The sequence below is a fragment of the Pseudomonas sp. EggHat1 genome (assembly GCF_014892995.1).
In the GTDB taxonomy this organism is placed as follows: Bacteria; Pseudomonadota; Gammaproteobacteria; order Pseudomonadales; family Pseudomonadaceae; genus Aquipseudomonas; species Aquipseudomonas chaetocerotis.
Genome location: NZ_JACKQK010000016.1, coordinates 111267 through 133737, shown reverse-complemented (window position 1 = coordinate 133737; position 22471 = coordinate 111267). Strand labels below are relative to the sequence as shown.

At 61.0% G+C, this 22471-nt stretch carries 23 protein-coding genes; 11 read left to right on the top strand and 12 right to left on the bottom strand.

Annotated features, from left to right (window positions below; all coding sequences use genetic code 11):
- Nucleotides 1–295: IS110 family transposase (locus INS93_RS21435; protein WP_192985466.1), on the bottom strand; the 295-nt coding region annotated here is incomplete at its 3' end.
- Between the two features lie 574 nt (nt 296–869).
- On the opposite strand from INS93_RS21435, the gene INS93_RS21430 reads away from it, so the two are divergent.
- The 5 genes from INS93_RS21430 to INS93_RS21410 all read left to right on the top strand — a co-directional run bounded on the left by INS93_RS21430 (nt 870) and on the right by INS93_RS21410 (nt 3934).
- The gene (locus INS93_RS21430; RefSeq protein ID WP_192985460.1) at nt 870–2459 is read left to right on the top strand and encodes an S-type pyocin domain-containing protein; all 1590 of its coding nucleotides are present in this window, start codon (nt 870–872) and stop codon (nt 2457–2459) included.
- Between the two features lie 5 nt (nt 2460–2464).
- Nucleotides 2465–2725, top strand: a complete 261-nt coding sequence (locus INS93_RS21425; RefSeq protein WP_192985459.1) for a bacteriocin immunity protein — start codon at nt 2465–2467, stop codon at nt 2723–2725.
- 79 nt (nt 2726–2804) lie between these two features.
- Entirely contained in the window at nt 2805–3056 is a 252-nt protein-coding gene (locus INS93_RS21420) for a bacteriocin immunity protein (RefSeq protein ID WP_192985458.1), read from the top strand.
- Between the two features lie 123 nt (nt 3057–3179).
- On the top strand, nt 3180–3437 hold the full coding sequence (locus tag INS93_RS21415) for a bacteriocin immunity protein (protein WP_226945655.1): 258 nt from the start codon (nt 3180–3182) through the stop codon (nt 3435–3437).
- Nucleotides 3438–3676: 239 nt separating this feature from the next.
- Nucleotides 3677–3934 carry a bacteriocin immunity protein gene (locus INS93_RS21410; protein WP_192985456.1) on the top strand — a complete coding sequence of 86 codons (258 nt, stop codon included), beginning with the start codon at nt 3677–3679 and terminating at the stop codon, nt 3932–3934.
- Between the two features lie 108 nt (nt 3935–4042).
- Here INS93_RS21410 and INS93_RS21405 read toward each other — a convergent pair whose 3' ends face one another.
- Together INS93_RS21405 and INS93_RS21400 are read right to left on the bottom strand one after the other, a co-directional pair.
- Entirely contained in the window at nt 4043–4477 is a 435-nt protein-coding gene (locus INS93_RS21405; protein WP_160018528.1) for a ferritin-like domain-containing protein, read from the bottom strand.
- 67 nt (nt 4478–4544) lie between these two features.
- Nucleotides 4545–5375 (bottom strand): BON domain-containing protein, encoded by an 831-nt coding sequence (locus INS93_RS21400; protein WP_192985455.1) that lies wholly within the window; start codon nt 5373–5375, stop codon nt 4545–4547.
- A gap of 211 nt (nt 5376–5586) precedes the next feature.
- Between INS93_RS21400 and algB the strand changes: the two genes are divergently transcribed.
- Both algB and INS93_RS21390 read left to right on the top strand, forming a co-directional pair.
- Nucleotides 5587–6939 (top strand): sigma-54-dependent response regulator transcription factor AlgB, encoded by a 1353-nt coding sequence (gene algB, locus INS93_RS21395; RefSeq protein ID WP_192985454.1) that lies wholly within the window; start codon nt 5587–5589, stop codon nt 6937–6939.
- Between the two features lie 13 nt (nt 6940–6952).
- Nucleotides 6953–8749 carry an ATP-binding protein gene (locus INS93_RS21390; RefSeq protein ID WP_192985453.1) on the top strand — a complete coding sequence of 599 codons (1797 nt, stop codon included), beginning with the start codon at nt 6953–6955 and terminating at the stop codon, nt 8747–8749.
- Nucleotides 8750–8840: 91 nt separating this feature from the next.
- Here INS93_RS21390 and INS93_RS21385 read toward each other — a convergent pair whose 3' ends face one another.
- The 6 genes from INS93_RS21385 to INS93_RS21360 form a co-directional block, all read right to left on the bottom strand.
- Nucleotides 8841–9026: a PA3371 family protein gene (locus INS93_RS21385; RefSeq protein WP_192985452.1), complete on the bottom strand. Its 186-nt coding sequence runs from the start codon at nt 9024–9026 to the stop codon at nt 8841–8843.
- Between the two features lie 18 nt (nt 9027–9044).
- Nucleotides 9045–9356: a hypothetical protein gene (locus tag INS93_RS21380; RefSeq protein WP_192985451.1), complete on the bottom strand. Its 312-nt coding sequence runs from the start codon at nt 9354–9356 to the stop codon at nt 9045–9047.
- Nucleotides 9357–9530: 174 nt separating this feature from the next.
- Nucleotides 9531–10718: a hybrid sensor histidine kinase/response regulator gene (locus tag INS93_RS21375; RefSeq protein WP_192985450.1), complete on the bottom strand. Its 1188-nt coding sequence runs from the start codon at nt 10716–10718 to the stop codon at nt 9531–9533.
- Nucleotides 10712–11323: a chemotaxis protein CheB gene (locus tag INS93_RS21370; protein WP_192985449.1), complete on the bottom strand. Its 612-nt coding sequence runs from the start codon at nt 11321–11323 to the stop codon at nt 10712–10714. The genes INS93_RS21375 and INS93_RS21370 overlap by 7 nt, the downstream gene beginning before the upstream one ends.
- Entirely contained in the window at nt 11320–12129 is an 810-nt protein-coding gene (locus INS93_RS21365; RefSeq protein ID WP_192985448.1) for a CheR family methyltransferase, read from the bottom strand. The genes INS93_RS21370 and INS93_RS21365 overlap by 4 nt, the downstream gene beginning before the upstream one ends.
- Complete coding sequence (locus INS93_RS21360; RefSeq protein WP_192985447.1) at nt 12129–15623, bottom strand: response regulator; 3495 nt, start codon at nt 15621–15623, stop codon at nt 12129–12131. The genes INS93_RS21365 and INS93_RS21360 overlap by 1 nt, the downstream gene beginning before the upstream one ends.
- A 131-nt stretch (nt 15624–15754) precedes the next feature.
- Between INS93_RS21360 and INS93_RS21355 the strand changes: the two genes are divergently transcribed.
- From INS93_RS21355 to INS93_RS21345, 3 genes are all read left to right on the top strand, one after another.
- The gene (locus tag INS93_RS21355; RefSeq protein WP_192985446.1) at nt 15755–16147 is read left to right on the top strand and encodes a response regulator; all 393 of its coding nucleotides are present in this window, start codon (nt 15755–15757) and stop codon (nt 16145–16147) included.
- A gap of 50 nt (nt 16148–16197) precedes the next feature.
- Nucleotides 16198–16863 (top strand): DUF3313 domain-containing protein, encoded by a 666-nt coding sequence (locus tag INS93_RS21350; RefSeq protein ID WP_192985445.1) that lies wholly within the window; start codon nt 16198–16200, stop codon nt 16861–16863.
- A 133-nt stretch (nt 16864–16996) separates the two neighbouring features.
- Nucleotides 16997–17401, top strand: a complete 405-nt coding sequence (locus INS93_RS21345; RefSeq protein WP_192985444.1) for a DUF1330 domain-containing protein — start codon at nt 16997–16999, stop codon at nt 17399–17401.
- A gap of 3 nt (nt 17402–17404) precedes the next feature.
- On the opposite strand, the gene INS93_RS21340 is transcribed toward INS93_RS21345, so the two are convergent.
- Together INS93_RS21340 and INS93_RS21335 are read right to left on the bottom strand one after the other, a co-directional pair.
- Nucleotides 17405–18187, bottom strand: coding sequence for an N-acetylmuramoyl-L-alanine amidase (locus INS93_RS21340; RefSeq protein WP_192985443.1), 783 nt, complete (start codon nt 18185–18187; stop codon nt 17405–17407).
- The gene (locus tag INS93_RS21335; protein ID WP_192985442.1) at nt 18184–18774 is read right to left on the bottom strand and encodes a MarC family protein; all 591 of its coding nucleotides are present in this window, start codon (nt 18772–18774) and stop codon (nt 18184–18186) included. The genes INS93_RS21340 and INS93_RS21335 overlap by 4 nt, the downstream gene beginning before the upstream one ends.
- A 229-nt stretch (nt 18775–19003) precedes the next feature.
- Between INS93_RS21335 and INS93_RS21330 the strand changes: the two genes are divergently transcribed.
- A complete protein-coding gene (locus INS93_RS21330) occupies nt 19004–20536 on the top strand; it encodes a nucleobase:cation symporter-2 family protein (protein ID WP_192985441.1) in 1533 nt (510 codons plus the stop codon).
- 63 nt (nt 20537–20599) lie between these two features.
- Here INS93_RS21330 and INS93_RS21325 read toward each other — a convergent pair whose 3' ends face one another.
- Nucleotides 20600–22471 carry a GGDEF domain-containing protein gene (locus INS93_RS21325; protein WP_192985440.1) on the bottom strand — a complete coding sequence of 624 codons (1872 nt, stop codon included), beginning with the start codon at nt 22469–22471 and terminating at the stop codon, nt 20600–20602.

The following is a 22471-nucleotide window of genomic DNA, read 5'->3' as shown; positions in this document are numbered from 1 at the left end:
CGACCATCATGTCGACCAGTTGTCGCCGACGCCCAACCAGATCCGCCAGTTCGAGCGCCTGCTCATCGGGTAACGGGCGGATGGCGGGACGGATGGCAATGCCGAATGCGGCGAGAACCCGAGCATCCAACGCGTCGGTCTTGGCCAGTTGACCCGATGCCTTGGCAAAGTCACGGACTTGCCTTGGATTGACCAGCACCAACGGCAATTTCTGTGCAGCTAGCTCCGCAATCAGGAGGCGTTCCAGGCCACCCGTTGCCTCAGCCACGATCAGGTGGGGTACCAAGGCCAGCATATCGGTAGCCAGTTGGGCCCTGCCTGGAGTGTCGTTGGCATAGCGCTGGAGCGTGACGCTGCCACTGACGAAGACATCGTCTCACCCTGACTTGCAGAAACGAGCTTTGAGCTCAGGCAACCGTTCGGGTTAATCAAGAAAAACCTGCTCCGACCCTCGCTCGCCCACGATCTGGAGATCTAGTCACTGGCGGTCTGGAGCAGGTGTGGAACAACTTACAAGTCACTTGATTCGCTGCGCTCACCCTGCGGGCCAGCCTGCGGCTGTTACTGCGCTGCGCTTCGTAGCTCTTGCTTGCCCAAGAGAAAGTAACCAAAGAGAAGGGCACCCGACATCCGAGCCAGGCGCCCCCGCCCTGCTGCGCCGGGGCTCCCCCCCTAACTTCGGTGATTGTGACCTGCTGCGCTGATGATGCCGACCCAGGAGGGGCGTCAGGCAGTTATTGGGGCAAGGGTCGCAAGGGATTGGGCAGGTGCAAGGGGTGCCCTTCCTGACATTCAGATTTGTCCCATGGCCATCAAGTGGTGGTGTGCGCACATGCTTGCCGCTCAATTCCTACGACCAAGGAAAGGGTATGGCAGTGGGTTATTTCATCCGATTAGGTGACAAAACTACGTGCGGTGGATCGGTGGTGGAAGCCGACTCACGGGTCATGATGTTCGGTATCGCTCATGCTCGTGAAGGTGATCGCGTCAGCTGCGGCAAGGATGGCCAGGTTTACCGGATTCTTGGCGGTGTTCCGTTCATCGACAGTCATGGACGGTTCGTGGCTGGAACACTGCACAGCATCAGTGGTTGTCCATACCGAGCCAGGCTTCTACCGTCGCTATTCACCGCTAGTTACGGCTCTGACGACCAAGACGCGGCAGGAACGGCAAGCAGTTCCTTACGCTCCTCAGGCCCGGCACCTACCGCACCAACTGTCCCTCCCGCTTTAACTCGAATGTCTGAACCGGAGACTGCTGCAAGCAACCTGATGCGCGCCGCCTGCGTCTTCGCCAAGTGCAGCARGCTGCCCGATTCGGTGATCGACTACAGCACGTCGTCAGGCACTTTCCCGGTCGATGACGTGAGTGACTACGGCAACCTGGTGTTACTCGGCGGCAGAGATGTGGACGAGAGCGGCAAGGTGCAGCTCAAGAAGATCAGTGGGAATGTCCCTGCTGGTTTTGGCGCCTTGGCGCTGCGTGGCCTTGCGCCTTTAGATGCCGGTGAGTCTTGTGGTGGGCTCTGCGAGATCGCATCTGCTGGTGGTGCGGTGGCCAGCGGTGGGCGTGTAGCTGTCGGGGCGGGAGGTCGTGTAGTTAGCGGCGGCATCGTCACGGGTGGAGTGATTGGGGGCACGCTCATTGGTGATAGCGCGCACTACACGGAGGAGCAGCTTCGCTCGATGCGGCAGGCCCGCACCCGGGTTCGCATTCGGGTCGAGGAACGAGCGAACGGCACGCTGAAGGGCTACGGGTACAACACGCAGCTGCGAAGCGACTGGGAAACGATTCCTGTCGTCCAGTTCGCCCGGGTGGGTAGCCAGATGGTGGCGGACTTCGGGGGTGGTGTTGAACTGATCTGGACGCCTGCCGCCAATCCTTCCGATACCTTGGGCATTCCTGACTTGGAGGCTGCTCCCCAAACCCCGCTGATCACGATTTACCCACCTGTAGAGCAGGCCGACAACCTCATCGTCAATCCGATCTACCCGCCAGAGTATCGGGATTTCATCCTGGTATTCCCGGCCGGCTCGGGCATTGCGCCACTCTATATCGTGATGAATGCCCGGCATGATCCGGGGGTTGTCACTGGATATGGCGAGGATGTGTTGGGCATCTGGTTGGCAGGGGCGGGTGAGGGGCTGGGCGCACCAATCCCGACGCGAATTGCGGACAAGCTCCGAGGGCGGGAGTTTTCGAGCTTTAATAAATTCAGGGAAGCTTTTTGGATCGAAGTGGCGAATGATCCAAATCTTGCTAGGCAGTTTAATGCGCAGAACATCGCCCGAATGCTAGATGGTTGTGCGCCGAAGGCTCGTCAAAGAGACGTTATTGGGAAAAGAGCTAGCTTTGAACTACATCATCTTGAGTATATCGCCAAGGACGGTGCTGTGTATGATGTCGATAACTTACGAGTCAACACACCAAAAAATCATATTGATATACATGGTAAGTGATTTTTATGAAAAGAAAATTTGCTGACTTTACCGAGGCTCAATTCGTTGACTTCATGCAACAGATCTTTACAGCCAATAAGAATGGCACTCCGGATGAAATTCTTGACGAGCTTTTGGATCAATTCAGACAGATAACTGAGCATCCGGATGGCTCCGACCTGATTTACTGGCCCGAGTCTGAAGAACAATGTACTCCAGAAGGGATCACCGAGACTGTGAAGAAATGGCGTGAAGCAAACGGCCTACCAAGCTTCAAGTTTAACTGATACAGCGAGCAGCCCGGAAACCCCTATTGTTTGCGCCGAAGCGCCATGTCCAGACTCACAAGGAGGGCCGGAAAAAGCCATGAAGACTAAGTTCAATGAATACAGTGAGTCTGAATTTGTAGCCCTGCTGCGTCGCATCGTTGATCATTCTGGGGGCGAGTCAGAGGTGGATCAGTTGGTGTTCCACTTCGAGAAGGTAAGCGAACATCCTGACGGTTCAGACCTGATCTTCTATCCCAAGGATGGTGCGGATGATTCCCCCGAGGGCATCACCCGCACCGTGAAAGAGTGGCGTGCCGCGAACGGACTTCCCGGTTTTAGGTCCAACTGACCTAACAAACAATAGGGGGCAGACTACGATTTACGAAAAATTAATCGTGATCTGCCCCCTATTGTTCCCCTAAGAAATCACATTGATTTGCATCGGGACGGTAAATAGTTCATGACTAGCCTTATGAAACAGAAATTTTCTGATTACACCGAAGCCGAGTTTATTCAGCTGTTGAGAGAATTATTCAAGGAGGATGCTTCGGATACAGATGAGCGTGCTGATGCTTTGCTGCTTCATTTTGAGAAAGTTAGTGAACACCCCGACGGGTCTGATCTCATCTATTACCCGGAGACTGGGGCAGACAATTCCCCTGAAGGGATCACCCGCACAGTGAAGGATTGGCGTACCGCAAACGGACTTCCCGGCTTTAAATCCAGCTGACCTAGCAGAAGCAAGATAGCCGAGGGGTCGGGGGCTCGGTTATCGATACACCACGGCATGTCATGCGCTCTACTTGATCGGCCTTCAGGTTCAGAGATAGGGCGTTCATACCGATTCCAGAGTAACAACAAGCATCGAGCCCTGGCGCTGGAATGGATTTGTAGTGATTCCTCAGGGGCAGATATTTTTTGAGTATAACTAACTTGAAAGTAAATCTGTCCTCTTTTCGCAGGTAGAACATGAGCAAGTCGATTACTGATTACACCGAGCAACAGTTCATACAGTTTGTAGAAGATATTCGCAAAGCCAACAATAACGCATCAGACAGTGCGCTGGGGGAGCTGCTGGAACGGTTCTGCGAAGTCACAGGTCATCCGGACGGAACAGATCTTATCTACTACCCAGAGGACGGGGCGGACAATTCGGCTAAAGGTATCAACCGCACCGTGAAAGAGTGGCGTGCCGCGAACGGGCTGCCCGGCTTCAAGTCCACCTGACATAGCAATTAGGGAATTACGCACACAACCTTGCCAGCCCGCTCTGCCCAGCGCTAATAAAAAGCCCCCGCACGCAATGCGTGCAGGGGCTCGGATGACGCGCGGGGGTTACTGCATATTCTGCTTCAGCGCCCGCATGCGGTCGTGGCAAGCCCGTACCTTGGGCATTTCCACGGCCAGCAGCACACGAACGTCATTGTCCGCACTTTCCAGCGCATCTTCGAAGGCATGCAGAATGCGGTCTTCCGCTTCCTCAAGCTGCGCGACATAGGTGGCGTCTTCATCCTTGGCCAGCGTCGCGCGGGTGTCGGCGTAGAACTGGCGCAGCTTGCCCAGCAGGGTGCCGCCAGATGCCGGCTCGCTCTGGTTGGCCGCGACCTTGACGCTCAAGGCGTCGATCACTTCAGTCTTGGCGCGCACCATGTCGCGGAACAGCGCCTGCAGGCGAATATCCTTGACCTCTTCGTGGGCATGCTCATAAAAGCGCTTGCCGTCACGGGTGATTTCGATCAGTTCATTGAGTTGTGCGGTCTTGCTGCTCATGGATTCACTCCTTGGCGATGGGACTTGCGAGATGACAGCCGCTCGAGCGGCTGCGGTGGGTTGAAATTCAGCTGCTGATACGCAGGGCGTCGGCGTCGACACCACGCACACCACGGATGTTGCGAGCGATCTCGACTGCCAGGCGCTTCTCGGCACTGCTCAGCACGTTGCCACGCAGGCTGACCAGGCCGTCGTCGGTGTTCACCGCAATGTTCATGGCATCCAGGTTGCGGCTGTAGAGGAAGCTGGCCTTGACCTTGCTGGTGATCCAGCTGTCACTGATGTTCTCGCGCGCTTCGTCGAGTGTGGTCTGCACTTCGCTGCTACTGCTGTCGGCAGTGCTGATGCTGAGGTGGTTGAACACTTCGCGCACGCCATCGGTATTGGCTGCCAGCTGGCCTGCCAACTCCTTGGCCGCCGGCGTCTGCGCATGGCCACTGAGGGTGATGTTGCCGGTTTCGCTCTTGACCTGAATATCCAGGCCGCGGGTGTTGCTGTTCCACAGCAACTTGGACTTCACCGTGGCAGCCAGGCTGGCGTCCTCCAGGCGTTGCACCACGCTGGGTGCAGCGCCCTCGACCGCGTCACTGCTGACCTCGATGCGATTGTCCACCGAATCGATGCCACCTATGCTCAGCGCCACCTGCTCGGCCAGCTCTTTCTGAACATCATTCTCGACCTTGCCGTTGAGGGTGGCCGCACCATCCTCAACGTCGATATCGAGCTTGAAAGGGTTGAGGTGCCGGTTGAGCGCAAAGGCTGTCCAGATCGAACCTTCCTGGCGGGCCGCATCCAGCTGTGCTGATAGCTGACCTTCGGCAGCATGGCTGGCCACAGGCGTCAGACCGAGCATCAGCGCGGTGCCGGCGGCCAGTAACAAAGGCTTGAACGGGGGCATGAGTTCACTCCTGTTCGTGAGACGATACAGGCAATATCGCAAGCCCCATGCCAGCCAGCATAAAAATAGAATTCCCTTTTAAAACATAAACTTAATAACCATAAAGGCACCCTGCCTGCATGCAGGGTGCAGTATCGGTACAGTCGGGCCGTGCAACTTGCATGGTTTTTACCTGACTAAGCTGCATTGACCCGTCAGATGGAGCACATACATGGCAGTTGCAGAGCAAACCAGTGGACGCATTCTGCTGGTGGACGACGAATCGGCAATCCTGCGTACCTTCCGTTACTGCCTTGAAGACGAAGGCTATGACGTCGCCGGCGCCAGCAGTGCGACCCAAGCCGAGGCGCTGCTGCAGCGACAGGTATTCGACCTGTGCTTTCTCGACCTGCGCCTGGGCGAGGACAACGGCCTGGACCTGCTGGCGCAGATGCGCATCCAGGCCCCCTGGATGCGTGTGGTGATAGTCACCGCCCATTCGGCCGTGGACACCGCAGTCGATGCAATCCAGGCCGGCGCCGCCGATTACCTGGTCAAACCCTGCACTCCCGATCAACTGCGCCTGGCCGCCGCCAAGCAGCTGGAAGTGCGCACTCTGGCCGCACGTCTGGAGGCTCTGGAGGGTGAGGTGCGCAAGGCCAAGGATGGCCTCGACTCGCACAGCCCGGCGATGATGGCGATTCTGGAAACCGCACGGCAGGTCGCCGCTACCGACGCCAACATTCTCATTCTTGGCGAGTCCGGCACCGGCAAGGGCGAGCTATCGCGCGCCATCCACGGCTGGAGCCGCCGTGCCAAGCGCACCTGCGTAACCATCAACTGCCCATCGCTGACGGCCGAGCTGATGGAAAGCGAACTGTTCGGTCACGCCCGCGGCTCCTTCACCGGTGCCAGCGAAAGCACTCAGGGCCGCGTCAGTCAGGCCGACGGTGGCACCCTGTTCCTCGACGAGATCGGCGACTTCCCGCTGACCCTGCAGCCCAAGCTGCTGCGCTTCATTCAGGACAAGGAGTACGAGCGTGTCGGCGATCCGGTAACCCGCCGCGCCGATGTGCGCATCGTCGCGGCGACCAATCTGGACCTCGACGAGATGGTCCGCGAAGGACGCTTCCGCGAGGACCTGCTCTACCGCCTCAACGTCATCACCCTCAAGCTACCGCCGCTGCGCGAACGTCACGAAGATGTGATGGGCCTGGCCGAGCGCTTTCTCGCCCGCTTCGTCAGCGACTACGGGCGCCCGGCGTGCGGTTTCAGCCCCGAGGCTGCCGCCGCCCTGCAGGCTTATCACTGGCCAGGCAATATCCGTGAGCTGCGCAACGTCATCGAGCGCGCCAGCATCATCTGCCAGAGCGACGTGGTGGAGGTTAGCCATCTCGGCCTGGGCGGCAGCAGCGAAGCACCCAGTAATGCCGTGCGCGTCGGCGCAGCGATGAGCCTCGAAGAGCTGGAAAAGGCGCATATCGCCGCCGTGCTGGCCAGCAGCAACACCCTCGACATGGCCGCCAAGACGCTGGGTATCGATACCTCGACCCTCTACCGCAAACGCAAGCAGTACAACCTCTGACCACGGGATCTCCATGAAGCTGTCGATGAAGCTTCGCACGCGACTGTTCCTCAGCATCTCCGCGCTGATCACCGTGGCGCTGCTGGGCCTGCTGCTCGGCTTGTTCAGCGTCACGCAGATGGCGCGCAGCCAGAGCGACCTGATCCAGCGCGGCTTCGACGCCGTGCAGATCGGCCAGAAACTGCGCCAGCACCTGGGCGACGAACTGATCGTGCTGATCGATCAGCAGCCCGATGCGCAGCGCCTCGAAGCTATTCGCAAGTCGTTCCGTGCCACCTTCGATGAGGGGCTCAAGGCCAACCTCAATGACGACTATTTACGCAGCCTGGAACAAGCAGCAGCGCTTTACGCTGAAATGGAAGAGGCAGCCAACAGCGCTACAGCGCCCGGCGAGACACCGCACGATCTGGGCAACCACAAGCCCTTCATCGAAGCCTTTCAGCACCTGCGTGATCACCTGCTGGCGCAACAGGACCAGGTCGTCGACTGGGTCATCTCGGCCGAAAGCCGTGCTGGCGAACGCTCCCAGCTGATCGCCGGGCTCCTGGTGCTTATCGGCCTGGCCGTCTTGGCGATTGGTGTACTGACTGCCCACGGCATCGCCCGTCGCTTCGGCGCCCCCATCGACATGCTGGCGCGGGCCGCCGACCGTATCGGCCAAGGCAAATACGACGTGGTGCTGCCGGTATCCCCGGTGTTCGAGCTGGCCGTCCTGAGCCGCCGCTTCGGTCTGATGACCGAGTCCCTGCGCGAATATCACTCGAGCAACCTCAAGCAACTGCTCAACAGCGAGGGCCGCCTGAAAGCGGTGCTCGACAGCATCGACGATGGCCTGGTCATCCTCGACGCCCAGGGCAACATCGAACACGCCAACCCAGTGGCGCTACGTCAGCTTTCCTGGCAGGCCGATATCCTCGGCCAGCCGATCGGGCCGCTGCTGCCTGATCATGCAGTGGACGAGGCGTTGCGCCAGGTGCTGGCAGGCGAACTGCTGCATGAGCCGCCGGCTGATCTGCAGATCGAACGTGACGGCGAGATCAGGCTACTGGCCTGGGCCCTGACTCCGATTCAGCTGCGCGAGGGTGGTAGCGTGGGGGCAGTGATGGTGCTGCGTGACGTCACCAAGCAACGTGCCTTCGACCGAGTGCGCAGCGAGTTCATCCTGCGCGCCTCGCATGAGCTGCGCACGCCGATCACCGGCATGCACATGGCGTTCAGCCTGCTTCGCGAGCGTCTTTCACTGCCATCAGGCGGACGCGAGCAGGAACTGATACGCACTGTCGACGAGGAGATGCATCGGCTGGTGCAGTTGATCGACGACCTGCTCAACTTCTCGCGCTACCAGAATGGCGTGCAAACCCTGCAGCGCCGCCCCTGCGACCTAAGCGAAATGATCCAGCAGCTGTCTCAACGTTTTAGCGAGAGAGCCGCGGAGCGCGAGGTGACGGTGCTTTGCGAAGTCCACGAGCCCCTGCCGCAGCTTGAGCTCGATGCCGCGCAGCTGCAGCGACTGCTCGATAACCTGACCGACAACGCCCTGCGCTACAGCAACCCGGGTGACAAGATACGACTACAGGCGCGCCGCCATGGCGAACAGGTGATCGTCAGCGTGCAGGACGAAGGCGAAGGGATCCCCTTCGAACAACAGGCGCGGATCTTCGAACCCTTCGTTCAGGTCGGCAGACGCAAGGGTGGCGTCGGCCTCGGCCTGGCGCTGGCAAGGGAGATCGTGCAGTTGCACGGTGGTCAGCTAAAGGTTCATTCACGCCCCGGCGAAGGCGCCAACTTCTATTTCAGCTTGCCGGTCTGAGGTAGACGACCGGGTAACGGCCTATTCACGCTCAATAAAAAACGCCACGGTCTTCGTGGCGTTTTCTTGTTTCCTTGGCGCGGAATCAGCTTCAGCGCAGCACCGGGTCGAACTTGATACGGCGCCCGGCCATCAGCGCGACCAGAAAGCCCGCACCGAATACGACGCAGCCTCCCTTGAGCAGCAGGGCGACACCCCCGTCCAGAGCAGGGCTCAGCCATAGCACAGCCAGACTCGATAGGGTCATGATCAACAACAGGATGGCACTTCTGGACACGGCAGGACTCCTTGTCGGTCAGAACACCCAGCGTGGGGTGCTGTTGGCAGGACGCGGCTCACGGTTGGCGGTATCGGTGTCACCCTCATCGGAAATGCGCACCCACTGCGTATCGTCACCGACGGCACCGACAGCGCGAGTTGGCTGCGTGCGCAGTTCGGCAGAGCCTTCCTGCTGCGTAGCGACACGCGATTCCCACACCGGCGAGTTGGAAAGGGTGAACTCGGCCGTTTTGGCGATGGCTCCAGCCGAACCAATGAAATCTTTGGCGTAAGCTCCGTTGACCAGCAATGCAGCGACGCAAAACAGGCTCACTCGGACGATGTTCATGACGCTTCTCCATCAGCAGATCAGTCGGGGCTTACATGACTGATTCTGCAGCGCTCATGCCAACATCAATTAATGAAAAATATCCTTATAAATCAATTATTTAAAACAAATCTCAAGACCCTCGCTCATGCACTTTGCAAGATGCATGAATCACGACACGTGCAATTTGCACGATCAACTGCGTAGCGGCAGCAGAATGCTGAAACAGGAGCCCTCGCCGAGACGACTGCTGAGCTCAATGCGCCCGTCATGGGCCTGGACGATTTGCTCGCTGATGAACAAGCCGAGCCCAAGCCCCTGCGCGACGCTGGCTCCAGAGACGCGCTCGAACTGCTCGAAGACCCGCCGCTGGTCAGCCTCGGAGATGCCCAGCCCCTGGTCACGCACCTCGGCACGTACCACATCGTCCACCGCCCTCACACGCACCGATACGGGTTTACCACCCCCGTAACGCAGGGCGTTGGTCAGCAGGTTGGCCAACACCTGCTCGATGCGGAACTCGTCCATCATCACCGGTGCCGGTCCCTCGACGTGCAACTCGATATGGCTGCCGGTATTGGTGAACTGCGCGGCCAGGCTCTCCACCACGTTGCCAGCCAGCACGCCGAGGTCGCCGGGTTCTGGACGCACGGAAAGCTTGCCGGTACGAATGCGCGAAACATCCAGCATATCGTCGATCAGGCGGCTCAGGCTGCGGATCTGTCGCTCGTCGCGTGCCACCATCTCCTGCAACTTGTCCGGGGTAAAGGCATCCATGCGCCCCTGCTCCAGGCGCAGTCGGCGCAGTTGCACGTCGAGGATCAGACCATTGAGTGGCGTGCGCAGCTCGTGCGAGGCGATGGACATGAACACGTCACGCATCTGTACCGCTTTCTGCAGCTCGCCCTGGGTCTCGCGCAGCTCGGCGAGCAGCGCCTCCTGCTCACGACGCGCCGCCTCGACCACTTCCAGCTGCATACTCAACGCCTTGCGATGGCGGTACAGCTCGACGAACATCGCCACCTTGCTGCGTACCTCGAAGGGCGACAGCGGCTTGTGCAGGAAGTCCACTGCGCCGCTCTCGTAACCACGGAAGGCGTAGTCCATGTCGCGGCCAACAGCGCTGACGAAGATGATCGGGATATGCTTGGTCTTCTCAGTACCGCGCATCAGCTCGGCCAGTTCGAAACCGTTCATGCCCGGCATCTTGACGTCGAGAATAGCCAGGGCGAACTCGTGCTCGAGTAGCAGTGACAGCGCCTCATCGGCGCTGCTGGCCTGGAACACGGTGCAATCCTCACTCTGAATCAACGAACGCAATGCCAGCAGGTTTTCCGGCAGGTCGTCGACGATCAGCACCTTGGCTTCAATCTTCCTCAGCATGGCAGGGCATCCAGTTCGGCCAGCAGCAGGCGCATGGCATTGATAGACAGGAGAAAATCCGGTTTCAGCAGCGCCAGCGCGGCATTCGGCATGGTGGGCACCTGCGCGTCGGCAGGCTCCTGCACCAGAGTCAGGCCGCCGGCCTGTTTGATCGCCAGCAGACCGGCCGCGCCATCCTCGTTGGCGCCGGTGAGCAGCGCGGCAGCCAACTGCTCGCCATAGGCATCGGCAGCGGACTCGAAAAGAATATCGATCGACGGCCTGGAGAAATGCCGTGGTTCCTCACGACTGAGGGAGAAGCTGCGCTCGGTTTCGATAGACAGGTGGTAACCGGCGGGCGCCACGTAGACCACGCCGCCGCGCAGGTACTCCTTGTCCTCGGCTTCCTTGGCAGGCAGCTTCAGGCGGCGCTGCAGCAGATCGGCCAGCAGACTGTCGCTGCGATCCGGCTGATGCAGCAGGCAGACAACCGGCAGTCGGTAATCCGGCGGCAGGTCCTCGAGCAGGCTCAACAGCGCCTCGACACCACCAGCCGAGGCGCCAATCAGCAGGGCCTGCAGCGGCGCACGCACCTGGCCGCGGAGGTTGATCCGTTGGCTGCTCATCGCTTGCGGAAAATCCGCTCGGGCCGCGAGACCGCTTCGAACTGCCGGGCATAGGCGGAAAAATCCAGGCTTTCCTTGCTGCCCAGACCAAGAAAACCGCGGTGGCAAAGAGATTCGTGGAACAGACCGAGAGCACGGTCCTGCAGATCGCGGTTGAAATAAATCAGCACGTTGCGGCACGACACCAGATGGGTTTCGGCGAACACACTGTCGGTGGCCAGGCTGTGATCAGCGAAGGTCACGTTGGTGCGCAACGACTTGTCGAACAGCACACGGTCATAGGCCGCCGAGTAGTAGTCGGAGAACGCGCGCTTGCCACCGGACAGCTGGTAGTTCTGGGTGTAGGTGCGCAGGTTGTCGAGGGCGAAGATGCCCTGCTCGGCCTTCTCCAGCGAGTGCGGATTGATGTCGGTGGCGTAGATCATGGTGCGTTCCAGCAGGCCTTCCTCGTGCAGCAGGATGGCCAGGGAATACACCTCCTCGCCGGTACTGCAGCCAGCCACCCAGACCTTCAGCGAAGGATAGGTGTGCAGCAACGGCACCACCTGCTCGCGCAGCGCGAGGAAATATTCGGGGTCGCGGAACATCTCGCTGACCGGGATGGTGAGGTACTGCAGCAGCTGCATGAACGCCTGCGGCTCGTGCAGGATGCGCGCCTGCAACGCCGAAATGGTCGGGCAATCCAGCTGAGTCTGCGCCTGGCGTACACGGCGCTTGAGCGAGGCCTTCGAGTAGTCGCGAAAGTCGTAGCTGTAGCGCAGGTAGATTGCCTCGATCAGCAGGCGCAGCTCGATTTCGTCAGGCATCACAGACGCTCCAGCTTGGGCATCCACACGCGGATCAGGGAGAACAGGCGATCCAGGTCGATGGGCTTGGCCAGGTAATCGTTGGCGCCAGCCTCGCGGCAGCGCTCCTGGTCATCCTTCATCGCCTTGGCCGTGACCGCAATGATCGGCAGGTTCTTCCAGCGATTCTCCAGGCGAATCTGCCGGGTGGCTTCGTAGCCGTCCATCTCCGGCATCATCACGTCCATCAACACCAGGTCGATGTCTTCACGCTCCCTCAGCTTGTCCAGCGCTTCGAAACCGTTGCGCGCGACTTCCACCGTGGCGCCCTTCTGCTCCAGCGCGCTGGAGAGGGCGAAGATGTTGCGCACGTCATCGTCCACCAGCAGCAGGCGCCGACCCTCGAACAGCTTGTCGCGGCTGCGCGCGGTCTTGAGCATGCGCTGGTGCTCGCTGGACAGCTCGGCCTCGACCTTGTGCAGGAACAGAGTGACCTCATCCAGCAAACGTTCTGGCGAACGCGCGCCCTTGATGATGATCGAGCGCGAGTACTTGAGCAGCTCGGCTTCCTCGTCGCGGGTCAGGTTACGACCGGTGTAGACGATCACCGGCGGGAAGGAACAGATGTCTTCCTCGGCCATGCGCCGCAACAACTCGTTGCCCTGCATGTCGGGCAGCTTGAGATCGATGATCATGCAGTCGAACACCGTATCGCGCAGCTTCTCCAGCGCTTCGCCAGCCAGTGCGACAGCGGTGATTTCGATGTCTTCGTCGCTGATCAGGCGGGCAACGCTGTCGCGTTGCAACGGGTCGTCCTCGACCAGCAGCACGCGCTTGACCTGCTGATTGAGCTTGGCCTCGAGCTTGCCGAAGACGTCCTTGAGCTGATCGCGACTGGTGGGCTTGAGCGCATAGCCAACCGCCCCCAGGTGCAGTGCAGCCTCGCTCTGATCCTCCACAGAAACCACATGGACCGGGATGTGGCGGGTCTGCGGATCATCCTTCAGCCGTTGCAGCACACCGAGGCCGGAGCCGTCGGGCAGGCGCATGTCGAGCAGGATGGCATCCGGGCGGAACTGCCGCGCCAGTTCCAGGCCTTCATCGGCGCAGGTGGCAACCAGACAGGCGTAGCCCAGTTCGTGAGCCAGATCGAAGAGGATGCGGGCGAAGCGCACTTCGTCCTCGACCACCAGCACGCGGCGGCCGCCACGCTCATCGAGGTGCTCGCGATCATCGGCGAAAGGCGCTGGTGCTCGCGGCATCACAGGTGCGGCAATGGCTGCGGCAACCGGCTGCGAGGGCTCGGCCACCACCTGAGGCGCGGCAATCGGCTGGCTGGGAGCTGCACCTTCGACCAGGCGCTCGGGCAGCAGCAGAGTGAAGGTACTGCCCTCGCCCGGCACGCTGCTGACCATGATCGAGCCACCGAGCAACGCGGCCAGGTCGCGCGAGATGGACAGCCCCAGGCCGGTGCCGCCATAACGGCGGTTGGTGGTGCCATCGGCCTGGCGGAAGGCCTCGAAGATCGCCTGCTGCTGATCCGCAGCGATGCCGATGCCGGTATCGCGCACGGCGAAGGCCAGGTTCTGGTCGTCCTGCCGCGACACGCTGAGGGTCACGCCGCCACGGTCAGTGAACTTGAAGGCGTTGGACAACAGGTTGCGCAGGATCTGTTCGGCACGCTGGCGATCTGTGAACAGCACCTGCGGCAGCTCGCCTTGCTGCTCGATCTCGAAACTCAGACTGCGCTCGCCGGCCAGCGGTACGAATACATCACGCAAGCCTTCGAGCAGGCTCGCCAGCGGCGTGCGCTCGGGGCGTATCTCTAGCTTGCCGGCCTCGACCTTGGCGATATCGAGAATGTCGTTGATCAGATTGAGCAGATCGTTACCGGCCGAGTAGATCGACTCGGCGAACTTGACCTGTTCGTCGTTGAGATTGCCGTTGCCGTTTTCCGCCAGCAGCTTGGCCAGGATCAGCGAGCTATTGAGCGGCGTGCGCAGCTCGTGACTCATGTTGGCAAGGAACTCGGATTTGTAGCGGCTGGCGCGCTGCAGCTCCTCGGCACGCTCCTCCAACTGAGCCTGAATACGCCCGAGGGTGGTGTTGCGCTGGTCCAGCTCGTCACGCTGGTCGGCCAACGTCTGCGCCTGTTCGGAGAGCTTCTCGTTGGTCTGCTCCAGCTCGGCCTGCTGGGTTTCCAGGTGCGCCTGGGACTCCTTGAGCACGCGCGCCTGCTGCTCCAGCTCCTCGTTGGCCGCGCGCAGTTCTTCCTGCTGGGTCTGCAGCTCTTCGTTGAGTTGCTGGGTCTGGCCGAGTACCTCTTGCAAACGCTGGCGATAGCGCGCCGCTTCAAGCGCCATCCCGACATTGCTGGCGATGGCCTCGAGGAATTCGCGCTCGCGCGGCTCCAGCACGCGCATGAAGGCCAATTCGACCACACCGTTGACGCGGTCTTCGGACTGCAGCGGCAGCAAGGCGACGCTCACTGGCTGGCCTTCTCCAAGACTTGAGGCGACCTTGATGTAATCCGCCGGCAGATCATCCAGGCAGACCAGACGACGGCCACGAGCAGCCTGTCCGATCAGGCCCTCACCGCGATAGAAATGCGCCTTGAGGCTGGCGTCTTCGCTGAAGCCATAACCGGCAACGCGCGTGAGGTCGCCGGTCTGGGCATCGCGCAGATACAGAGCGGCGACCACGCAATCGAGGTACTCGGCAAGAAATTCAAGGGAGCGGTCGGCCAATTCCTGCACCTGCGGCTGACCGATCAAACGTTCCGCCAGCAGATTCTGACCACCACCGAGCCAGGCGCGGCGACGCTGCTCATCGGCATAATCGGACTGCTTGGCCATGGCCAGTGAATAGGTCTGCGAGAGGTTCATCAGCTCACGGCGACCGAACAGCGCCAACAGGGCACTGAACAGGATGCTGACCACCAGATAGATGCCGGCCCCCCAGAGCGTGGTGCCGCTTACTTCGGCATTGCGCTGCTGACGCAATTCACGCTCGCTGTTGATGAAGGTATCCAGTTCGCGGCGCATGCCATCGGTAAGATTCTTGCCCCGGCCACGCCCGACCTCGGCCATGAAGTTGCCGCCATCGCGGCGGCTGGCAATGACTTCCTGAGCATAGAGATCCCACTGCTCCTGCATGGCCAACAGACGTTCGAGACGCTGCACCTGCGCCGGGTTGTCGGAAACCATGTCAATGAGCTGTTCGGTCTGTGGACGAAACTTGCCGCGCGCCTGCTCGTAGGGCGCGAGGTAGTCCTCTTCGCCGCTGAGCAGGAAACCACGCATGCCGGTTTCCAGGTCAAGCGTCAGCTTGTACACCTCGCTGGCCCTGTTGAGCACCTGATCGGTGTGCTCGACCCAGCGAATCGCATTGAGCAGGTAGCCGATCAACAGCGCAAAAAACAGCGCACCAACCAGACCCAAGCCAAGCGGCAGCGCGACGTTACGGTTGAGAATCCGGCGAAACCCTTTTTCGTCCATTGCGGACTCATTCGACATTGGGACGTCCATTCGATGATTGTCTCGCTTGTTCTTGTCTGTCCGGAGAAGGCGTATGGCACACTGACCGCGCACCGACTCCGAAGTTTGCCAAACATTCGCGCATTCTGCGCGCTGAAACAGAGAGCCCCATGACCGAAATCGACTGCGCCAGTGCCAAGACCATCCTGCTGGTCGAGGACGACGATGTCGTGCGCCAACTCACGGCTGAAGTACTCGGGGAGTTCGGCTACCGCGTCCTCGCCCTGCGCGACGGGCACAGCGCCCTGGAACGGCTGCGCAGCGAGCAGCACTTCGATCTGCTGATGAGCGACATCGGCCTGCCCGGGATGGACGGGCGCGAACTGGTGGAAGCTGCGCGCCAGCTGCGACCGACCCTGCCGGTGTTGTTCGCCAGCGGCTATTACGAACGCGACCTGCTCGAAGAGGTGCGCGCCCGCGACAGCGCGGCGGCCACCGAGAGCATCGTGAAACCCTATGACTTCAAGCTTCTTGCTCAACGCTTGAGCGAACTGGCGGGTTGACGAAGCGGCATCTAGGCTGATTGCAGGCCCCTGGACAGGAGAGTCCACCGATGCGTTACGCCAACCCGCTTTGCCTGGCTCTACTCGCTGGTCTGCTGCTCAGCGGCTGCGCCAGCCAGACCACCAAACCCACACAGTTCTCCGGCTACCTCGCCGACTACTCCCAGCTCCAGCCAGCCACCTCAGCCACTGGCGCACCGGTGCTGCGCTGGATTTCGCCGCAGTTCAAAAGCGAGCGCTACACCACGGTGTATGTGGAGAAGCCGACCTTCTATCCAGAACCAGTCCCCAGCGATCAGGTCAGCGCGCAGACGCTGGAAAGCGTCCGTGATTATCTGCATCAGGCGTTGATCCGTGAGTTGCAGGGGCGCATGACGGTGGTCAACGAACCGACCATGGACAGCCTGGTACTGCGCAGCGCGATCACCGGCGTGACGGTTTCCACCGAAGGGCTCAAGGCCTATGAAGTGATTCCTGTCGCCCTGGTGCTGGCAGCAGCGACCACAGCCGCAGGCACCCGTGACCGCGACAGCGCCATCTTCATCGAGCTGGAGGGCCTCGATGCCCGCACCAGCGAACCGGTGCTGCGCGTGGTGCGCAAGGGTCACGGCCTGACACTGGAGAACAGCAGCTCGCAACTGACCCTGGAGGATCTCAAACCGGTGCTGGACGTCTGGGCGCGTGATGCACGCGATTTCCAACCTGGCCCACGCTGATCGACCTGCCAGTACAGCAAGCGCAGCGAAGCACCACGCTGACCAGATAATTGGCTATCAGAAGGATCAATAGCGCTTGCCGTACTCGGCTTCAGGCGAGAGGCTCAGGAAAAACGCCAGCCGAGGAACGTGCATGCCGAGCATCAACCCTGACCGCGAGGATCTGCTGGCGTTCGCCGAGCACATGCCCAGCGATACACCGATCCTGATGCTCAATCTGCTTCGTTTCAACGATCAAGCCGCGTACGACGCAGGCAGCCTCCATGTGCCGTGCAGCGGGCGCGAAGCCTATGCGCGCTACAGCCGCACCGCGCTGAACAAGGTCAAGGGGGTGGGCGGTGAGGTGCAGGTGATGGCTGACGTCCACCTGGCGCTCATCGCACCGAAGGAAGAGCGCTGGGATCTGCTTCTGCTGGTGCGCTATCCCTCGTCAGCAGCCTTTCTGAGCATGCTCTCTGACCCCGAATACCAGGCCGCCACCGTTCATCGCAGTGCCGCGCTGACCGACTCCCGGCTGATCGCCACGACACCCAGCTGAGTTCTATCCTGCCGCCTGCAGATTGAGCACCAGCAACCGCGCTGCAGTTTCGGCGTCCGGCTGGCCGTCATAGTTGGCCGGGCGATACTTCATCTGGAAGGCGGCAATGACGTTGCGCGTCACCTCATCCAGCTCGCCATGCTGCGGCACCGTGTAGCCGTTTTGCGCCAACTGCTCCTGGAACCACTGCACGCTTGGCAGACTGGTGCTGAAAAGCGCCTGTTGGCGCGCCACGGCGTCTTCGTTCGGCCAGGGCACCAGTCCCTCGTCGGCCAGACGCTTCCAGGGAAACAATGGGCCCGGATCGACCTTGCGCTGTGGCGCCACATCACTGTGCGCGATGATCGAGCCCAGCGGTAGCTGGTGACGCTTGACGATGTCCTTGAGCAGCACGATCAGGGTATCGATCTGCTGCGGCGCGAAAGGCTGCCAGTAACGACCGGCCGGCGTCTGGTAGTAACCCTGGTTGACCAGTTCGATGCCGATCGTGGTGCTGTTGAGCCAGGTGCGCCCCTTCCATTCGCTGACACCGACGTGCCAGGCGCGACGGCTCTCATCCACCAGACGGTAGACGGTCGGCGGCGCATCACCGATCAGGTAGTGGCTACTCACCTCGGTCTGCGTCAGCAGGTCGAGCGAACGCCGCAGGTCAGCGGAGGTGTAGTGCAACACGACGTACTGCACACGGCTGTTCTGGCCGGTCGCGGTGTGGCTGTCATCGATGCGCAGGCCACCGGTGCAACCGGCAAGCAGAACAAGGAAGAGGGCAAGACAGAGAGACTTCATGCGTGACCGAATACGCTCTGCAGGTTGTCCAGCAGCATGTCGACGCTGAGCATGATCAACAGCATGCCCATCAATCGCTCTACCGCCATCAACCCGCGATTACCGAGAAAACGCTGCAGGAACGAAGCCTGCAACAGGATGAATGCCGTCGCTGCCCAAGCCAGGATGACCGCCAGGTAAAGCTCCCAGAGCGGCCCGGTGTGGGTGTTGCGCAGGGTCATCATCACCGCGAGAGCCGAAGGTCCGGCGACCGCCGGCGTGGCCAACGGCACCAGCATCGGCTCGCCATCCGGTACGTCGCCGAGCAGGCCTTGCGGGCTGGGAAAGATCAGGCGCATGGCGATGACGAACAGGATGATACCGCCGGCAATCGCGGTTGCCTCGCGTGACAGCCCGAGGCTGGTGAGGAATTTGTCACCAAAGGTGAGGAACAGCAGTAACAGGCCAAGGGCGAACAGCAGTTCGCGCGCGGCGATCCACAACCGTCTGCGCGGCTCGACGTTCTTCAGCGCGGCAATGTAGATGGCGATATTGCCGAAAGGGTCGGTGACCAAAAAGATCAGCACGGCGATGCTGAAGATGTCCATGGGCGTCTCCGGTGACTAGTGCGCATAGTCTAGGGCCTGACGGGGTCACCTCGCGAGTCGGCGCCACGGTCAGATTCGAGCAACATCAGCGCATGTGGAAATTTTATGACCAGCAGAGGCGAAACAGTTCCAGGGATAAACGCCAGAAAAAATGTATACAAAGTAGTAGCCAATATGACTACAAAATGTCTACATTGACCGGACAAGAACAACAGCGAGTAGCTTCCCCATGACGTCCACCACTCAGCGCCCAGAGGACGAGAACCTCGGCCTCGGCTCCAATCTGCTTTACGGCCTGCAGCACGTACTGACCATGTACGGCGGTATCGTCGCCGTCCCCCTGATCGTCGGCCAGGCGGCTGGTTTGTCACCTGCCGATATCGGCCTGCTGATCGCCGCATCGCTTTTCGTCGGTGGCGCCGCCACTTTGCTGCAGACCATCGGCTTGCCATTCTTCGGCTGCCAGTTACCCCTGGTACAGGGCGTGTCGTTCGCCAGCGTCGCCACCATCGTGGCGATAGTCGGCGCCAATGGCGGTGAAGGCGGGCTACCCGTGGTGTTCGGCGCGGTGATAGGCGCAGCGGCGATCGGTCTGCTGATCACGCCGATCTTTTCCAAGATCACCAAGTTCTTCCCACCGCTGGTGACCGGCATCGTCATCACCACCATCGGCCTGACGCTGATGCCTGTAGCGGCGCGCTGGGCCATGGGTGGCAACAGCAGTGCAGCTGACTTTGGCAGCATGGCCAACATCGGCCTGGCCGCTTTCACCCTCGCCACCGTGCTGCTATTGAGCAAGGTCGGCAGTGCAACCCTCTCACGTCTGTCGATTCTGCTGGCCATGGTCATCGGCACCCTGGTGGCACTGGTATTCGGCATGGCCGATTTTTCCAAAGTCGGCGACGGGCCGGTGCTGGCCTTCCCGGCACCGCTACATTTCGGCATGCCGGTGTTCGAGGTGGCAGCGATCATTTCGATGCTGATCGTGGTGATGGTGATCCTGGTGGAAACCTCGGCCGACATCCTTGCCGTCGGCGACATCATCGACACCAAGGTCGATTCCAAACGCCTCGGCAATGGTTTGCGCGCGGACATGATCGCCAGTGTCGTTGCGCCGCTGTTCGGCTCCTTCACCCAGAGTGCCTTCGCCCAGAACGTCGGCCTGGTCGCCGTGACTGGCGTGAAGAGCCGCTATGTGGTCGCCACCGGCGGGCTGATTCTGGTCACCCTCGGCTTGTTGCCGATCATGGGCCGAGTGATCGCCGCAGTGCCGACCTCGGTGCTTGGTGGTGCCGGCATCGTGCTGTTCGGCACCGTCGCCGCCAGCGGCATCCGCACCCTGGCCAAGGTCGACTACCGCAACAACATGAATCTGGTGATCGTCGCCACCTCCATCGGCTTCGGCATGATCCCCATCGCCATGCCCAGCTTCTACCATCACTTCCCGGCCTGGTTCGAAACCATCTTCCACTCGGGCATCAGCTCGGCGGCGATCATGGCGATCCTGCTCAACCTGCTGTTCAACCATTTCACCGCCGGCAACTCGGATCAGCAGTCGGTATTCGTCGCCGGCACCGAGCGCAGCCTGCGCTACCACGACATCGCCGCCCTGCACGATGGCGATCACTTCATCGGCGGCAAGCTGTACGACGCGCAGGGCAATGAGGTGCCATTGCAGGACGAGGACGATCACGCGCCACGGGCACGAACCGCTGCTCCCGCATCAGCGACCAGCAGGGACCCGGCTGAGGCAACGCCCTAGAGGGCGTGGGTCGTTCGCACAGGGAGCCGCAGCGCCTGCCGCAGCGGCTCAACGTAGAAGGGATCAGGCAGCCTGTTCGACTCGGTTACGCCCCGAGCCCTTGGCGCGATAGAGCGCCTGATCGGCACGTTCGAAGGTGACCTCGGTCGCCTCGCCATTGCGAAATTCCGCAATACCGGCGGAGAAGGTGATGGTCACTGGCTCACCCTTGAAGTGGAACGGGCAGGCTTCGATTGCCGCGCGCAGGGTTTCCAGAAGCTGGACACCTCCCTCCAGCGGCGTTGCAGGAATCAGCAGAACGAACTCTTCGCCACCAAAACGGGCGATGAAGTCGGTCTTGCGCAAACGCTTGCTGAGCTCCCCGGCGATGATCTTCAGCACTCGATCACCTGCCAGGTGGCCGTAGCCGTCGTTGATCCGCTTGAAGTGATCGACGTCCAGCACCGCCAACAACAACTGGCCGCCGTAACGTTGGCGACGAGCGACCTCCAGGTCGAGACGCTCGCTCCAGGCAGCACGGTTGGGCAGCCCAGTCAGAGGATCCAGCAAGGACTTCTGTCGCTGTTCCTCGATATGCTCGCGAAACTGCTGCGCCTCCTGCTCCATCTCGGCGACACGCTTGACCAGCCCCTGTAGCCGCTCGGCCACGTCATCTCCACCGCTGTCGCGCTGACGCTGATGACTGCTGACACTTTGCAAGAGGCCTTCCAGGCGCTGCTCCAGGGCCTGCTTGAGCGATTCAAGATCGGCAGCCTCCTGCACGCTGTGCTGCAGATCGCTGACCTGATCGCGCAGTTGCTGGTTGAAACTGCGCGCATTCTCCACTGAAGCGCTGTAACCCTCGTGTGCCTCGCTGAGGGTTTCGATGAAGGCAGCCAGACGCTCGTTGAGCTGTTTGAGATAGCCGGCGAACTCACGCTGACCGCTATCGGTGACGGCAAGCACCAGCACAGCCAGGTCATCCAGCACCGGCACCAGCTCGTACCAGTTGAGATTGCCCTCCAGGCGCGAACGCAGCGCTTCACCTTGTGGCAGATGGCGCGCCGGCAGTTCGAGTTCGTCGAGCAGATTGCGCAGACTGCTGGCGATATGTGGCGCCACCGCGCTGTACCCGGGTTCGCTGCTGGGCAATGAGAATGGGCTGTCGCTAGCATCCTCCTGCCGTACCAGCCCCGGTGGCAGCGGCAGGCTGTCGAGTACAGGCGAGGCGTCGTGGACCTGGTGCCGGGCTGGCACGCTGGCCACGTTGGAGAAACTGGGAGGCGGCTCGTTCGCCAACGCTATGGCCGTTGGTGTTGGTGTTGGTGTTGGTGTTGGTGTTGGTGTTGGCGCCGATGGTGGTGCGAGCGCCTCGGCAATGGCAGCGGCCTCGGCGGCACCGCTCGGCGAATCTTCGCTGCTTTCGTTGTTATCTGCGCGCGAGCCAAACAAACGCTGCAACAGGCCTGGCTGCTCCTGCACCGGAGCCTGCAGAACGGTCAGCGCCTGACCCTGCAGATTGCTCAGCTGGCTGAGCAGCGCAGGCAGCAGATACTGATGACTGGTGGCATCCTCCAGCTGTTTTCCCAGTGACTTGAGCGCCTTGCGCACCTCGCGCGGCGGCTGCAGACGCTGCAGTTGCTCGATCAAGGCAGCCAGTGCGGTCGCCGCCTCACCGGCACGCTGCTGACGGCGCTGCTCGGAATCCAGCACGGCCTTTTCCAGACGCGGGATGAGGCCGCTCAAGGCGGCGTCCATATCGTCGCGGCGAAGGATTTCGCGCATTTCCTGCATGCATTGATCGACCGCCTTGTCCGCGCCCTCGGCGGCCAGGCTGCTGCGCACCAGGCCGCGACGCAGCAGATCCAGGCGCAACTCCCAACGGCGATCGAGCTTTTCCTGCTGCTCCAGGCTGCTCAGGTATTTGTCTTTCCAGCGTTGCGCGTCATCGCTCAT